The organism is Pseudarthrobacter sp. KH_020_B (assembly GCF_057840185.1).
Genome location: NZ_CM174506.1, coordinates 662,737 through 678,199, shown reverse-complemented (window position 1 = coordinate 678,199; position 15,463 = coordinate 662,737). Strand labels below are relative to the sequence as shown.

Annotated in this window: 12 protein-coding genes and 1 pseudogene; 10 read left to right on the top strand and 3 right to left on the bottom strand. The window is 64.6% G+C overall.

The window, feature by feature from the left end; translation table 11 throughout:
* Positions 1 to 216: 216 nt before the first annotated feature.
* On the bottom strand, positions 217 to 1,413 hold the full coding sequence (locus tag AC3IT0_RS03290) for an MFS transporter (protein WP_489322373.1): 1,197 nt from the start codon (positions 1,411 to 1,413) through the stop codon (positions 217 to 219).
* 171 nt (positions 1,414 to 1,584) lie between these two features.
* Between AC3IT0_RS03290 and AC3IT0_RS03285 the strand changes: the two genes are divergently transcribed.
* Entirely contained in the window at positions 1,585 to 2,547 is a 963-nt protein-coding gene (locus AC3IT0_RS03285) for a D-2-hydroxyacid dehydrogenase family protein (RefSeq protein WP_489322372.1), read from the top strand.
* 32 nt (positions 2,548 to 2,579) lie between these two features.
* Here AC3IT0_RS03285 and AC3IT0_RS03280 read toward each other — a convergent pair whose 3' ends face one another.
* Positions 2,580 to 3,791 carry an ROK family transcriptional regulator gene (locus AC3IT0_RS03280; RefSeq protein ID WP_489322371.1) on the bottom strand — a complete coding sequence of 404 codons (1,212 nt, stop codon included), beginning with the start codon at positions 3,789 to 3,791 and terminating at the stop codon, positions 2,580 to 2,582.
* A gap of 182 nt (positions 3,792 to 3,973) precedes the next feature.
* Between AC3IT0_RS03280 and AC3IT0_RS03275 the strand changes: the two genes are divergently transcribed.
* Genes AC3IT0_RS03275 through AC3IT0_RS03260 form a run of 4 tightly spaced genes read left to right on the top strand, consistent with a single transcriptional unit; the run spans position 3,974 to position 8,025 of the window.
* Positions 3,974 to 4,726 carry a sugar phosphate isomerase/epimerase family protein gene (locus AC3IT0_RS03275; protein WP_489322370.1) on the top strand — a complete coding sequence of 251 codons (753 nt, stop codon included), beginning with the start codon at positions 3,974 to 3,976 and terminating at the stop codon, positions 4,724 to 4,726.
* A complete protein-coding gene (locus AC3IT0_RS03270; RefSeq protein WP_489322369.1) occupies positions 4,723 to 5,844 on the top strand; it encodes a Gfo/Idh/MocA family protein in 1,122 nt (373 codons plus the stop codon). The genes AC3IT0_RS03275 and AC3IT0_RS03270 overlap by 4 nt, the downstream gene beginning before the upstream one ends.
* An 8-nt stretch (positions 5,845 to 5,852) precedes the next feature.
* On the top strand, positions 5,853 to 7,022 hold the full coding sequence (locus AC3IT0_RS03265) for a Gfo/Idh/MocA family protein (protein ID WP_489322368.1): 1,170 nt from the start codon (positions 5,853 to 5,855) through the stop codon (positions 7,020 to 7,022).
* A gap of 1 nt (position 7,023) precedes the next feature.
* The gene (locus AC3IT0_RS03260) at positions 7,024 to 8,025 is read left to right on the top strand and encodes a sugar phosphate isomerase/epimerase family protein (RefSeq protein ID WP_489322367.1); all 1,002 of its coding nucleotides are present in this window, start codon (positions 7,024 to 7,026) and stop codon (positions 8,023 to 8,025) included.
* A gap of 90 nt (positions 8,026 to 8,115) precedes the next feature.
* On the opposite strand, the pseudogene AC3IT0_RS03255 reads toward AC3IT0_RS03260, so the two are convergent.
* Positions 8,116 to 8,640 (bottom strand): annotated as a pseudogene (locus AC3IT0_RS03255) (ribulokinase); the annotation flags it as partial.
* 435 nt (positions 8,641 to 9,075) lie between these two features.
* Here AC3IT0_RS03255 and AC3IT0_RS03250 point away from each other — a divergent pair.
* The 5 genes from AC3IT0_RS03250 to AC3IT0_RS03230 all read left to right on the top strand — a co-directional run bounded on the left by AC3IT0_RS03250 (position 9,076) and on the right by AC3IT0_RS03230 (position 15,456).
* Positions 9,076 to 10,161: a nitrilase-related carbon-nitrogen hydrolase gene (locus AC3IT0_RS03250; protein WP_489322366.1), complete on the top strand. Its 1,086-nt coding sequence runs from the start codon at positions 9,076 to 9,078 to the stop codon at positions 10,159 to 10,161.
* Positions 10,162 to 10,344: 183 nt separating this feature from the next.
* Entirely contained in the window at positions 10,345 to 11,427 is a 1,083-nt protein-coding gene (locus AC3IT0_RS03245) for a sugar ABC transporter substrate-binding protein (RefSeq protein ID WP_489322365.1), read from the top strand.
* Positions 11,428 to 11,467: 40 nt separating this feature from the next.
* Positions 11,468 to 12,160 (top strand): gluconate 2-dehydrogenase subunit 3 family protein, encoded by a 693-nt coding sequence (locus AC3IT0_RS03240; protein ID WP_489322364.1) that lies wholly within the window; start codon positions 11,468 to 11,470, stop codon positions 12,158 to 12,160.
* 4 nt (positions 12,161 to 12,164) lie between these two features.
* Positions 12,165 to 13,934: a GMC family oxidoreductase gene (locus tag AC3IT0_RS03235; RefSeq protein ID WP_489322363.1), complete on the top strand. Its 1,770-nt coding sequence runs from the start codon at positions 12,165 to 12,167 to the stop codon at positions 13,932 to 13,934.
* Positions 13,921 to 15,456, top strand: a complete 1,536-nt coding sequence (locus tag AC3IT0_RS03230) for a sugar ABC transporter ATP-binding protein (protein ID WP_489322362.1) — start codon at positions 13,921 to 13,923, stop codon at positions 15,454 to 15,456. Before AC3IT0_RS03235 ends, AC3IT0_RS03230 begins: the two co-directional genes overlap by 14 nt.
* The last annotated feature ends 7 nt before the right edge of the window (positions 15,457 to 15,463 follow it).

Below are 15,463 nucleotides of genomic sequence, written 5' to 3'. Positions count from 1 at the left end.
ACGCCCTTCGCAACAGGCACCCCGAGATCCGGGGGTGCCGGCCCGGCGACGGAACACCACCAACACAGCGCGAACGGACACTTGAGGCCCTGGAATCTTCGGATTCTGGGGCCTCAAGTGTCCGTTCGCGCTGTCGTGGGGGCTTAAGTGTCCGTTCGCGCCATCAGTGGGTGGCGTGCGGGTGGGGAGGAGGAGAACGGACGACGGCGGGACGCGTCAGCGTCCCTTTGGCACCAGCCGCACGGCCAGGGTTGTGCAGACGAAGAACATCAGCACGGAGCCCAGGATCACCAGCAGCGCCGGGGTCCACGAACCTGACGCGTCGCGCACGAAGCCCACCAGCGGCGGGGCCACAGCGCCGAAGCAGTAGCCCAGTCCCTGGACCGTGGCGGACATCCGGCCCGCGGACGCCTGGTCCCGGGCCAGTTTGATGATGGCGATGAAGATCAGCGTGATCCCGCCGCCCTGCGCGATGCCGCCGCTGGTGGACCACAGCCACCACAGCTCCGGCGCCAGCAGCAGCCCAGCCGGCACGGCCGTCCACAGCAACCCCACGGTGACCGCCGTCGTCGTCGTACTGAAATACTTGGCCGCGAATGGCACTCCCAGGCCGCCAACAATGGCGAAGATCTGGAACAGGGACGAGCCTGCCCCGGCCTCCGAGGCGGACATGCCAAGCTCGTCGTTGAGGTAGCTCGGCAGCCACGCCGTCACCGCGTAGTAGGAAAACGCCTGCCCGGCGAAGCCAGCGGTGAGCCCGGCGGTAATCCAGCCGGAACCCTTGACGGCCGGGTGTTCCTGCCCGCCGGCCACCACGGTGCGGGAGGGCACAAACGCCGTGCGGGCGCCCACGGCGAGGGTCCAGAAAACGATGGCAATCACGGCCAGGATGCCCACGGAGGCCAGGGCCACCCGCCAGCCGGCCAGCTCGGCCAGGGGCGCCGTGACCATCGATGTCAGGAACGAGCCGATGTTCAGGGCTGCGGTGTACACGCCCATGGCGGTCCCTTGGCGCAACGGGGAGAAGTCGCGGCGGATGATCAGCGGCACAGCGATATTGCCCACCGTGATGGCCAGGCCGATCATCACCGTGCCCACCACCGCCGGTCCCGGGCCGCCCGCCGAGCGAACAATCACGCCGGCCAGGACGCCAAGGATAGTCAGCGAAACGGCGAACTCGGCGCCGAGTTTCCTGGTGGTCAGTGACGCCAGCGACGCCGCGAGCGCGAAACACAGCACCGGGATACTCGTCAGCAGACCCAACATCACGGGGGTAAATCCGAGGTCGGCCTGCATCAGGTCAACCACCGGGGCAACGGCAACGAAGGGCCCACGCAGGTTCAGCGCCAGCAATCCGATGCAGGCCAGGAGGATCCAGCCTTTCGGAATTTTGGCCAGGAACTGTCCGCTCACGAGGATTCCGCGGTGGCTAAATAAGATTTCATCACTCCCATTGCTATCACGGCGCATTGCCCCGGACGCCACAGGCAACGTCATGGCGCCCTGGCATACGATGAAGCTCACACCGGCCGGCCCCAACGTGCGGGCTACCAGGCGTCGCACACTCGGACGAAGGAACTTCACATGCAGCAACGGCTTGCCATCCTCGACGACTACCAGGACGTGGCGCACGGCTTCGCCGACTGGTCCGCCCTGGAACAGGCCGGCGTCGCAACGTCCGTCTTCCGCGAGCCCTTCCAGTCCGAGGACGCCCTGGCAGCGGCGCTCGCCGGCTACCAGATCGTCATCGCGATGCGTGAGCGGACCCCGTTCCCCCGCACCGTGCTGGAACGGCTCCCGGGGCTGAAGCTGCTGGTGACCACCGGCATGGCCAACGCCGCCATCGATGTGGCCGCCGCAACGGACCTCGGCATCACCGTCTGCGGCACGCCCGGGTCACCCACCGCGGCTCCCGAGCTGACCTGGGCCTTGCTGCTCGCGATCGCCCGCAACCTCCCGGCCGAGGAGAACTCGCTGCGTGCCGGCACGTGGCAGACCTCGGTGGGGATGGAGCTGTCCGGCAAGACCCTGGGCATCGTGGGCCTGGGCAGGATCGGGCGGCGGATCGCGGCGTACGGGCAGGCCTTCGGCATGGAGGTGCTCGCCTGGAGCCAGAATCTCACCGCTGAGGCCGCAACCGAAGCCGGCGTTCAGAGGGTCAGCAAGGAGGACCTCTTCGGGAATTCCGACGTCGTCACCCTCCACCTGCGGCTGTCTCCCCGTTCCGAGGACATCGTGGGCGAGAAGGAACTGCGGCTCCTGGGGCCGGAAGGGATCCTGGTGAATACCTCGCGGGGTCCGCTGGTGAACCAGGATGCCCTGGTGCGGGCCTTGAACGAGGGCTGGATCCGGGGCGCGGCCCTGGACGTTTTTGACCAGGAACCGCTTCCCACGGGCCACCCGCTGCTGAGCGCCCCCAACACTGTGCTGTCCCCGCACCTCGGCTACGTGACGGTGGAGAGCTACCGGCAGTTCTATGGGGGCGCGTTCGAGGACGTCAAGGCCTGGTTGGAGCGGGCGCCGGTCCGGGTGATCACCGCAGGGTGATCACGGCCGGGTCATGACTGCCGAAAAGGCGCCTAGCCGGCCGCCTGGAGCGTCGCCTCAATGGCTGCAGGCGACAACACGTACTGCGTGACCATCTGGCTCGCACCAAGAATCGCCGCCTGGTCCCCGGCAACAGAAAGAGCGATCCGCAGGTGGCTGGTTGCGAGCGGCAAGGACCGCCGGTAGACCACTTCGCGGACACCGGCCATCAGGTGTTCCCCGGCCTGGCCAAGGCTGCCGCCGATGACAATGACGGACGGGTTGAGCAGGTTAACCACTGTGGCCAGCACGTCGCCCACATCCCGGCCCGCCTGGCGGAGGGCGTGGATCGCTTGCAAGTTGCCTTCGCCCACCAGGCGCAGCACGTCGCTGCCCCTGCTCGCTGGCACACCTTGCCGTTCCAGTTCGGCCGCCAAAGCCGGTCCGGACGCCAGCGCCTCCAGGCAGCCGTAGTTCCCGCAGCGGCACAGCACATCATCGCCGCGCGGCACGCGTACATGGCCCAGATCGCCTGCCGTTCCGTTGGCGCCGCGCTGCAGCTCGCCGCTGCTGATGATCCCGGACCCGATGCCGGTGGCAACCTTGATGAACAGGAAATTCCCGTGCTCCGGCCAGTGCGCCGACCGCTCCCCCAACGCCATGATGTTCACGTCGTTGTCCACCAGCACGGGTACCGGCAGCGAGCGCTGAACGTACGTAACGACGTCGAACCCGTCCCACCCCGGCATGATGGGCGGCTTGACGGGCTTTCCTGTGGCGTGTTCCACCGGGCCCGGGAGTCCGATCCCCACTCCGGAGAGGTCGCTTGCACTCCTGCCGGCCTTGCCGAGCAGGGAACGGCCTTCTTCCACCACGCGGTGAAGGACAGCTTCGGGGCCGTCGGCAACGTCCTGGGAGAGCCGCTGCTCCGCCAGGATCCGGCCGCTGAGATCGGTGACGGCAACAATCACGTGGGTGGCGCCGACGTCGACGGCCAGAACGGCGCGTGCCGCCGGGTTGAAGGCAAAGCGCGACGGCGGCCTGCCGCCGCTGGAGTTCGCCTCACCTGCCGCGCCCACCAGGCCGGATGCGATGAGGGCGTCGATGCGGGTGGCGACGGTGGAACGCGCCAGTCCGGTGGTCAGTGCCAGCTCGGCACGCGTCCGCGCTCGCCCGTCCCGCAGGAGCTGGAAGAGGTCGCCGGCGCGCGCCAGGCTGACGCCGTGGTCTGGGGCGGCGGGCTCTGTTCCGGGGCTGAGGCTCATGGATCATGAATAACACATGGAACTTCTGCCTGTCACGCTGAATAAAGAATATCGGCATTCATGCAACTTTTGCTTGACGGTCGGCAAAAGTCATTCTAGCTTTAGTGGCAGTGGCATCGCCCTCAGCACCGCAGCACCGCAGCACCCAGTCAACGTGGATTCGTCTGCAATCAGGAGACCCAATGAACTACTCGATCCAGCTCTACACCCTCCGGGACCAGATCCAGGCGGACCTTCCCGGCGCCATCCGCAAGGTCGCGGAGATCGGCTTTACGAAGGTTGAGCCGTACAACTTTGTAGCCACGGCCAACGAGCTCGGGGCTGCATTGAGGGAGAACGGCCTGACGGCTCCGTCCGGACACGCACCACTGCTGAGCCAGGACCAGGATGAGATTTTCGCCGCGGCCAGGGAACTGGGGATCACCACGGTGATCGATCCGTTCATCGCGGCTGACCGCTGGCAGTCCGCGGCGGACATCCAGGCCATCGCTGCCGGCCTCAACGCCGCAGCCAAGAAGGGCGCCGGATACGGCATCCGCGTGGGCTACCACAACCACCAGTGGGAGCTGGAGTCCACCATCGAAGGACGGACCGCGCTGGAGTACTTCGCGGACCTCCTCGACCCTGAAGTTGTCCTCGAAGTGGACACCTACTGGGTGGCCGTGGGCGGCCAGGATCCCGTGGCGGTGCTGGAGCGGCTCGGCGACCGGGTGAAGTTCATCCACATCAAGGACGGACCGCTGAACACCGACACAAAGGCGCAGCAGCCGGCGGGCCAGGGCAAGGTCGCCGTGCTGGACGTCATTGCCGCCGCTAGGTCCCTCGAGGTGGGCGTGGTGGAATTTGATGACTACGCCGGAGACATCTTCGAAGGCATCACCGAGAGCCTCGCTTACCTCAACGCCGCACAGGGCACCGCCGGAGCACGTGCATGAGCCACGCAGCATCGACCCGCCGTGGTCCGGTGGGTGTCGCCGTTATCGGCGCCGGCAACATTTCCAAGGAATACCTGGACAACCTCACCGTGTTCCCGGACCTGAAAGTCCTCGTCATCGCTGACCTCGTTGAAGAGGCCGCCGAGTCCAGGGCCAAGGAATACGGCATCGCGGAGTGGGGCGGCGTGGACGCGGCGCTAAACCATCCCGACGTCGAAATCATCGTGAACCTGACCATCCCCGCGGCGCACGTTGAGGTAGCCACCGCCGCCGTCAATGCCGGCAAGCATGTCTGGACCGAGAAGCCCTTCTCCCTGGACCGCGCCTCCGGGCTTGGCCTGCTCAAAACCGCCGATGCCGCCGGCATCCGCCTCGGCTGCGCTCCCGACACTTTCCTCGGCGCCGGCCTGCAGACGGCACGCCGGCTGATCGAACGCGGCGACATCGGCACCCCGCTGACGGCCATGACCACCTTCCAGACCCCCGGTCCGGAATCCTGGCACCCCAACCCGGCTTTCCTGTTCCAGACCGGCGCCGGGCCGCTCTTCGACATGGGCCCGTACTACCTCACCATGCTGGTCCAGACGTTCGGCTCCGTCCGCAAGGTCGCCGCCGTTGGCTCCAAGGCAAAGGACATCCGCGTCATCGGCTCCGGGCCCAAGGCCGGCGAGGAGTTCACCGTCGAGGTGCCCACCCACGTGAGCGCCATGGCCCAGTTCGAAAGCGGAGCATCCTCGCACAGCGTCTTCTCCTTTGAGTCCCCGCGCGTTCACATGGGATTCGTTGAAATCACCGGCACCGAGGCCACCCTCTCCCTGCCGGACCCCAATAATTTCGACGGCGACATCCGGCTCTGGCGCGCAGGGGACGAGGACTGGACCACGGTCCCGGCAACCGGGCCCGCCAGCGGCCGCGGCATGGGCGTCCTGGACATGGCCCGCTCGCTGCGTGCAGGGGTTCCCCACCGCGCCACCGGCAACCTGGCCTACCACGTCCTGGACAGCATGGTCTCAATCACCGAGTCCATGGAAACCGGCACGTTTGTTGACGTTGAAAGCTCCGCACCAGTCTCGCCGGCCCTGCCGGAGGACTGGGCCCCGGAAACCGCAACGCTCTAGGAGGGACGATGATGACCTCACCTGCGAAACGCCCGCTCGGCGTCGCCATGATCGGCTACGCGTTTATGGGCAAGGCCCATTCCAACGCCTGGCGCAATGTGGCCAGCTTCTTCGATGTCCCGGCCTTTGAACAGAAGGTCCTGGTGGGCCGGGACCCCACCGGGGTGAAGGACGCCGCTGCCAAGTACGGCTGGGCCGAGACCGCGACCGACTGGCGCACAGTCCTGGACCGCGAGGATATCGACATCGTGGACATCTGCGCCCCGGGCTGGATGCACGCCGAGATCGCCACCGCTGCCCTCGCGGCGGGCAAGCATGTCCTGGTGGAGAAGCCACTCGCCAACACCCTGGCCGAGGCCGAGGCCATGACGGCGGCCACCCAGGCAGCCCGGGCCAAAGGCGTGCAGTCGATGATCGGCTTCAATTACCGGCGGGTGCCCGCGTTGGCCCTGGCGCGGGAACTCATCGCGGAAGGCCGGGTGGGAACTGTCCGCCACGTCCGCGCTGCTTACCTGCAGGACTGGCTGGCGGACGAGACGGCGCCCATGACCTGGCGGCTGAACAAGGAAACCGCCGGTTCCGGGGCGCTCGGGGATATCGCCTCCCATGCCATCGACCAGGTGCTGTTCCTGCTCGGGGACCCGGTGACCGAGGTTTCGGGCCGCCTGCACACCTTCACCACGCGCCGCCCCGGGGCGGCCGGCCTGGAGGACGTAACGGTCGACGACGCCGCCTGGGCCACGCTGTCCCTCGCCTCCGGAGCAGTCGCCTCAGTTGAGGTTTCGCGGGTAGCTACCGGCCAGAAGAACTCCCTGGAGCTGGAGATCTATGGGGACAAGGGCGCCATCCGGTTCGACCTGGAGAACCTCAACGAACTCCACTTCCTCGATGCCACCGCACCCGTCCGCGAGCAGGGGTTCCGCCGGATCCTGGTCAACGAACCCGAGCACCCGTACCTTGAAGCCTGGTGGCCGCAGGGCCACATCATCGGCTGGGAGCACACCTTCACCCACGAAATCCGCGACTTCCTGCTTGCCATTCAGGGCGGGACCCCGCCGTCGCCGTCGTTCGAGGACGGCCTGGAAGTCCAACGGATCCTGAGCGCCATCGAAGAGTCCGCCGCAGCCAAGAGCTCCACCATCCAGCTGGCCCGCACCACCGCTTCCGAAGGAGCCTGACATGCCCCGCCCCTACACCCTGTTCACCGGCCAGTGGGCCGACCTCCCGTTTGAGGAAGTGGCACGCCTGGCCTCCGGCTGGGGCTACGACGGCCTGGAAATCGCCGTGTCCGGGGACCACCTGGACGCCTGGCGCTGGGACGAACCCGGCTATGTCGAGTCCAAACTCGCCGTGCTGGCGAAGTACAACCTGAAGGTCTGGGCCATCTCCAACCACCTCAAGGGCCAGGCTGTGTGCGATGACCCCATCGACTTCCGCCACGAAGCAATCGTCGGCGCGAAGGTCTGGGGCGACGGGGACCCCGAAGGCGTCCGCCAACGCGCCGCCGAGGAAATGAAACACACCGCCCGGCTCGCCAAGGCACTCGGCGTGGACACCGTCGTCGGGTTCACCGGTTCCTCCATCTGGCAGTACGTGGCCATGTTCCCGCCGGTCCCGGCCGCCGTGATCGAGGCCGGCTACCAGGACTTCGCCGACCGCTGGAACCCCATCCTGGACGTCTTCGACGAATGCGGCGTCCGGTTCGCCCACGAAGTCCACCCCTCCGAGATCGCCTACGACTACTGGACCACCGTCCGGACCCTCGAAGCGATCGGGCACCGTGAAGCGTTCGGCCTGAACTGGGACCCCTCGCACTTTATGTGGCAGGGCATCGACCCCGTCTCGTTCATCTGGGACTTCAAAGACCGGATCTACCACGTGGACTGCAAGGACACGAAGCTCCGCCCCACCGGCCGGAACACCGTGATGGGCTCCCACCTGCCCTGGGGCGACCCGCGCCGCGGTTGGGACTTCGTCTCCGCAGGCCGCGGCGACGTCCCCTGGGAATCCTCCTTCCGGGCCCTCACAGCGATCGGCTACACCGGGCCCATCTCGGTCGAATGGGAAGACGCCGGCATGGACCGCCTCCACGGCGCCCCCGAAGCCTTGGCAGCGCTGAAGAAGTTCGACTTCCCCGCCTCCCAGACCAGCTTCGACGCCGCCTTCAGCACCAAGGACTAAGAATTGTGGGACGCCGCAGGGAAGCCACAGCCGGCGAAGTTTTCCAGCTCTTCCGGAGCGGGGAACAACTGACCCTTGCCCAAGTCTGTGCCTTGCGAACTCCCACTCCGACGAGATCAGCCCGCCGTAGCGCGGAAGCCATGTCTCGCCCATCCCGGCGGCCAGCGCGTTGATGCGGTCCGCCTGGCCCTGCGCCGCATGGTGGCGCCAGAGCTTAACGTAGGCGTGCGGCCGGTTCGCGAAGCCCGGCAGCTCGTTCAGCGGCGTGCCGTCAGCCTTGACCGGCACCATGGTGCAGGCCGTAAAGTCCGTCGCGATCCCGACCACCGCGGACGGGTCAATCCCCGCAGCCGCGATCGCCGCCGGCACAGCGTGCCGGAGCACGTCCCGGTAGTCGTTCGGCACCTGAAGCGCCCACTCCCCGGGAAGTCGGGTTACGCCGTCGCCCGCCACGTCAACCGGAAGGGCCTCCGTGACCACCGCGTGCGGGTAGTCGAACACGCCGCTGCCGAGCTCCTTGCCGTCGCGGACCCGGACCACCACGGCACGGCCCGACAGGGTGCCGTAATCCACCCCGATCACATAGCTCTCGCTGCCGACCACTGTGACGTTCATAAAGTCCTCCAATAATCAGCCCGCCGCTTCGCGGACTGAATCGTTCGTGAGCGCTAACAACCGACTCCCCATTAGACCAGAATTGGCCCAATTGAGAAAGATCAAGTGATCGCTCACTCAAACCGCGTGTGCAGCCATTTTGCTAAAGTTTGCGCAAGACGCTGAGGTTTCGGCTAGTGGTTTCGTCAGTAGGCCATGCACGCTCACAATTACGATCCAGGCCTCCAAATTCCGCTATAACACAGTGAAAACCCGGAGATTCTGTTGCTCGGGAACTTCCTTCATTGGTGTACCACTTCTGGTGGGTATCCAGTCCGGATACCCTTCCCACCTCATTTTAAATTTGTTCAAAAGCCCTATTGACGGACCCTAAGTGTGCGCTAACATAGCTTTCAGCCGAGGACGAACTCGAGCATTCGACGAAGGAGTTGACCAATGACGCAGCCTTACACCGTGGTGGCTTTGTCCCCCGTCCAGAAGCCCATCCGGGAGCCCGAAGATGCGCTGGAGAACACGAAGCGCATCATCGGCTTCATGAAAACGGCAGTGGGTGTGGCAGCCACCGAAGGCGCCCCCGTCAAGCTGGTGGTTATCCCCGAGATGGCGATCCAAGGTATGCACATGGCCTTTACTGCCGGGAACCGCGAGGCAGAGAAGAAGTTTGCCCGAACCATCCCCGGCCCCGAAACCGACGAGCTGGGCAAGGCAGCTCGCGAACTTGATACCTACATCGCCGGAGAGCTGTACCTCGTCGCGGACGACGATTTCCCGGACCGGTACTTCAACGTGGCCTTCATGATCAACCCGCAGGGCGAGGTGATTTACCGGCGTGCCAAGGCCACCAGCGACGGCTTTGAAGGCGGCACCTTGGGCACCACCAACCCGCATGACCTGTGGGACGAATGGATCCAGAAGAAGGGTGACGGCCGGATCATGGACGCCATCTACCCCGTGGCTAGGACCGCCGACATCGGCAACATCGGCTACATCATCTGCCACGAAGGTGCCTACCCGGAAATCGCCCGCGGCCTGGCAATGAACGGCGCGGAGATCCTGATCCGCGCCACCCTGATCGAACCGCAGACGATGAACGGCATGTGGGAAACGCAGAACAAAGCCCACGCCATGTTCAACAACGCCATCGTCGTCGCCCCCAACCTCGGCCCGGAAATCGGTCCCGACGGTGTCCTGAACGACCTCTTCGGGGGCAAGTCCATGATTGTAGACCACAAGGGCCAGATCATTGTCGAGCAGTCGGGCATCACCCCCGGCGACACCTTCGTCAGCACCGTCATCGACATCGACGCGCTGCGCAGGGCACGCCAGTCCAACGGCGTCTTCAACGGCTTCAAGGATCTGCGCACCGAACAGTACGCCGCCATCTATGCCGAACCGATCTACCCGAAGAACCAGTACCTCAACGAGCCGCCCGCCGAAGGCTGGCTGGCCCGCGAACGCGAACTCCGGGCCAGCAACATCAAACTGCTCGAACAGCGGGGAGTCTTTACCCCGATCGACTAGTGGCCTGCTTTTCGGTCGATAACTACCGTAGCGGCTTTCGGCAAACGATCGCCCGGGTCAAGCGTAGGAGACCTGGGCGATCGCTCTGTCGGCAACAGCAAGGCCTGGGAAGGCCTGCTCAAATTCGCGAGAACGGTCCGGCACCATCCGGCACCGCGTCTGTGACACAAAAGGAGTGTAGGAATGAGCAGTTCAACATCGCCGACGGGGAAACGCCGGCTTCAATTGACAGGAATGCTGGCGGCGACGGGTCTTGCACTCGCGCTGTCGGGCTGCGGCGCAAGCGCCTCACCGGCAGGAGACGCCACAGAAAAGAATACAGGAAAAGGCCTCGTCATCGGCTGGTCCCAACGGGGCATCAGCGGCAGCGACTGGTGGAAAACCCTCGTCGACGGCGGCAAAGCCGAAGCGGACAAGATGGGGGCAAAGATCGAGCTCCTGGACGCCAACGGCGACACCGTCCGCCAGAACGCCGATGTCCAGACGCTGATCACGAAGAACGTGGACGTGGTGATCATGAACGCCAACGATCCAATCGGTGTAGGCCCCTCGGTGCAGGCACTCAAGGCGGCAGGAATCCCCCTGATCACCGTTAACTCGAACCTCGATCCGTCTCTCGTCCCGAACATGTTCTGCTACGTCGCGGAAGACCAGAAAGCCACCGGCGCCCTGGCCGGGGCTGACATTGCCCAGAAGGCCGTGGCCAAATTCGGCGAGACCGGCGAGTTCAAGCTCGTCGGCATCGGCGGATTCCCCGGTGACGTCATCAGCGAGCTCCGCTACAGCGGATTCATGCAGGGCTACAAAGAGGTCATCAACAAATATCCCGGCATCAAGACCGTGGAGCTTCCCCTGAAGTACGGCTCCTGGAAGCCTGACACTGCGCTGGCTCCGATCCGGGACGTGGCGACGTCCAACCCGGACCTGAAAATCGTTTTCAGCATGAGCGACGTCATGCAGGGCGGCATCGAACAGGGCCTGAAGTCAGCCGGCATCTGGGACAACGTCATCGAAGGAAGCTACGACGGCGGCATGACATCTGTGAAGCAGATGCTCGACGACCCCACGGGACCGCTGCAGGCGGACGCTTCCAACCAGCCGTGGGACCAGGGCGCAACGGCTGTGAAAATGGCCTTGGCGGCGTTCAACAAGGACTCATCCAAGTGCCCGGGGCAGACAACATTCATCAAGACAAGCCTCGTCACGCCCGATAACGCCAAGACCTATCACAAGCCGCAGGACACCTACGTCCGCGCCGCCGAATAGTCTACGTCCCCTCGACGAGCCACATCGAAAGACAAGCATCATGAATCAAAAACCAACAACGTCTCCTCCCGTCGAATCCATGGCCCTGACCTACTTCACCGACTTTCAAGCAAAGACCGTTGAAGCCATTGCGGAGCGTATTATCCCCGCCAACGGCGACGACGCCGGAGCCACCGAAGCCGGCGTCGTCTACTACATCGACCGGTCAGTGACCGGCTTCAGCGTCAACCTGCAGCGCATTTACCGCCTGGGACTGCGGGAACTGGAGCGGTACTGCAGCGACCTCTTCCACGCCCAGTTCCACGAGCTGGAGACAGACCAGCAGGACGAAATCGTCCGCGACCTGCTTGGACCGGAAGTCATCGAGACTTCTGCCCCGCCTGCCTCCGGGCAGCTGCCTGAACCTCTTGATCAGGACATCGTCGAGGACGGACACCGGCACCTCGCGGACTCATCGGCGCAGGCCGACAGGGAGATCCTGCGCCGCCTGTTCGCCGTCATCCGGGAGCACACCGTTGAGGGGTACTTTTGCGACCCGATTTACGGAGGTAACCGCGACACGGTCGGCTGGAAGCTCGTGGGCTTCCCGGGAGCCCAGTGGGGCTACACGGCCGAACAAATGAAGCCCGGATTCGACGCTTCAACCATCGTCATCAAAACCCTCTCCGACCTGCGTCGCGACCTGAGCAAGATGACAGACAACAAGCAGTACTACTCAAACGAGGTGAAGTGACGCCGTGGTGCAGAAAAAATTCGATGTCATAGTAGTCGGGGCAGGCGCATCCGGCGCGATCGTAGCCTCCGAACTGGCCCAACAGGGTCTGAAAGTCGTCTGCCTGGACAAGGGTCCCGCCTACACGGATGAGGACTTCAAGATGAAGTTCGACGAAATCCGGTACTACGCCCGCGGTGCCATCATCCCGAACATGACCAGCGACCCGATGACATGGCGCGAGGGAAGCAAGGACTCATCAAAGCTCCTGCCCTGGGTCGACGGACCACTGGGCACAGTCAACCCACTGCACCTTCCCCCCTCGCTCGGGACCGGCGGGGGCTCAATCCACTGGGGCGGCGCCTGCTGGAGGTTCCGCGAGACAGAGTTCACGATGAAGAGCACCATCGAAGAAAGGCTCGGCAAGGACTTCCTCCCCGAGGACAACACGCTCGAGGACTGGCCGATCAGCTACCAGGACCTGGAACCCTACTACGACCGCGTCGAATGGGACCTGGGCATCTCCGGCCGCGGCAACAACATTGCCGGCGAGGAGCACCTGAGCAAGAACCCGTGGGAAGCGCCCCGCGCCCGGGACTACCCCATGCCGCCGCTTCGCCAGGGTCCGGCCGACCAGCGTTTTGCCGAGGCCTGCAGCCGGCTCGGCTTCCATCCGTTCCGTACGGCAGCGGCCATCGCCTCCGAACCCTTCAAAGACCGCTCGGGCTGCACCTACTGCGGTTTCTGCCACGGCTACGCCTGCCACGTCAACGCCAAGACCTCAACCCACGTGGCCACCCTGCCCGACGGCCTCAAGAGCGGAAATCTCGAAGTCCGGGACTATTGCCGTGTCTACAAAGTCAACATGTCCAATGACGGCAGCCGCGCCACCGGCGTTTCCTACTACGATCCCCAGGGCAGGTCCGTTGACATCGAAGCGGACCGCGTGGTCCTGGCCTGCTACGCCCTGGAGAACGCCCGTCTGATGCTTGCATCGGGCATCAACAAGAACGGGCAGGTCGGCAAACACCTGATGACCCACGCCTTCGGCTTCTTCATGGGCCTGACGCCGGAGTCGTCCAACCCTTTCATGGGTCCCCTGGTAGCCTCGACCGCCATCGAGGACTTCAGCGGCGAACTGGTTCACGACTACGATCCAAGCGTCTTCTGGGGCGCCCCGATCATCAGCTGGCCGGGCGACTACCAGCCGTTGGAAATTGCCCAGGCCATGCCAGAAAACGCACCCCGCTGGGGAGCCGGCTTCCGCGACTGGATGAAGGACAACTACACGCGCATCTGGGCCATGTACTCCCAGACCGCAAACATCCCCACCCATGAGACGTACGTCGACCTGGATCCGAACCGCAAGGACCAATACGGCCAGCCGGCGCTACGCATGACCCACGGCTGGAGCGAGATGGACCAGCGCGCCGTCGAATTCCTGCTCAAGCAAAAGCGGAAGATCGCCGCCGAGATGAACCTCACCACGTGGTGGGAAGAAACCTCCAACCCCGACTATCACCTGTCCACGCACGAGGTGGGCACCCACCGGATGGGCGAGAACCCCGCGACCTCAGTAGTGGACATCTTCGGACGATCGCACGAGGTGAACAACCTCTTCGTCATTGGCGGCGGCCAGTTCCCCAGCTATCACGGCTACAACCCGACGCAGACCATTCAGGCGCTTGCCTACATGACGGTGGATCAGATGCTGGACAAGCCGATGATGTCGCGGGTGCTTCCGTCCACGGAATCGCTGCTGGATTTGGCCGGTGGGCGGCATGACCATGGATGAGACAGGGCCGGCCGAAGTGGAGCTGCGGCTGGAGGGAATCACCAAGTCCTACCCCGGCGTGCAGGCCCTCAAGGGCGTTGACCTCAGTGTCGGTCGTGGAAGCATCCACGCCCTCGCCGGGCAGAACGGTGCCGGCAAGTCCACGCTGGTGAAGATCCTGTCCGGGGCGGAGACGCCCGACGGCGGATCCATTTTCCTCGGCGGCGAACAAATCCGCTTCCGTACCCCCCAGGACGCGCAGCAGGCCGGGATCCATACGATCTACCAGGAACTGAGCCTGGTGCCCAGCCTCTCCGTTGCCGAGAACATCTTCCTCGGGGCCCTACCGATGAAGGGCCCCGTGGTGGACTGGGCGGCGATGAAAAGCCAGGCGGAGGCCGCCCTTGCCCGGATCGGGTTCGACCTGGACGTGCGGCGCCCCGTCTCAAGCTTTTCAGTCGCGGAGCAGCAGGCCGTGGAATTGGCGAAGGCTTTGCACAAAGATGTCCGCATCCTCCTCCTGGACGAGCCAACCTCCACCCTTCCGCTTCCGGACGTGGCCCGGCTCTTCGAAGTGCTGCGGGGGCTGGCGGATGAAGGCGTCACGCTGATATACATTTCGCACCGCATGGATGAAATTTATTCGCTGTGCGATTCCGTTTCCGTCCTTCGGGATGGACGCAAGGCCGTGGAGTACACCACCGCGGACAGCAAACCCAGTGACGTTGTCACCGCCATGGTGGGTCAGGACCTCTCCGGCTCGTTGGCCGAAGCCGCCCTGAGCGGCGAACGCAGCCCGCGTCTCGGCGCCGGGCCCAGTGATCAGATCCTGATGTCCGTCAAGGACCTGCACCGGGACACCAGGATCTCGGAGGTGACGTTCGACCTGCACAAGGGTGAGGTGCTCGGGATCTCCGGGCTGATCGGCAGTGGACATTCCGAGCTGGCGAGTCTTCTTGCCGGCGCCCGAGAAAAAACCCGCGGTTCCATTGTCTTCGAGGGCAAAAAGGTGGAGTTCCGTACGCCCCGTGACGCTATCCGCCACAGCATCGGGCTGCTGCCGCAGGACCGCAAGGCGGAAGGATTCATCCCAGACATGAGCGTGGGCGGAAACATCACCCTCGCAAGCCTGCCAATGTTCAGCCGCTTCTCCGTCATCAACAGCCGCCAGGAAGCGAAGGCCGCCCAGGGCCTGGCTGACCAGCTTGGCATGAAGATCTCCAGCATCGGCCAGCCCATGAAGACGCTAAGCGGCGGCACCCAACAGAAGGCCATCCTCGCCAGGTGGCTTGTGAGATCAGCAAAGCTGCTGATCTGCGACGAGCCGACCCGTGGGGTGGACGTGGGTGCCAAGGAAGACATGTACGAACTTCTCCGCGACTTCGCGAGGTCCGGGGGAACCGTCATTATCGCCAGCTCGGAAATTTCCGAAGCTATGATGTGCGACAGGGTTCTGGTCATGGCCAGAGGAAAGGTGGTTGCCGAATTTGACCACGACGAAATCGACCCCCACGGGCAGGTCCTCCTGGAACGGTTCGCCTGAGCGACCC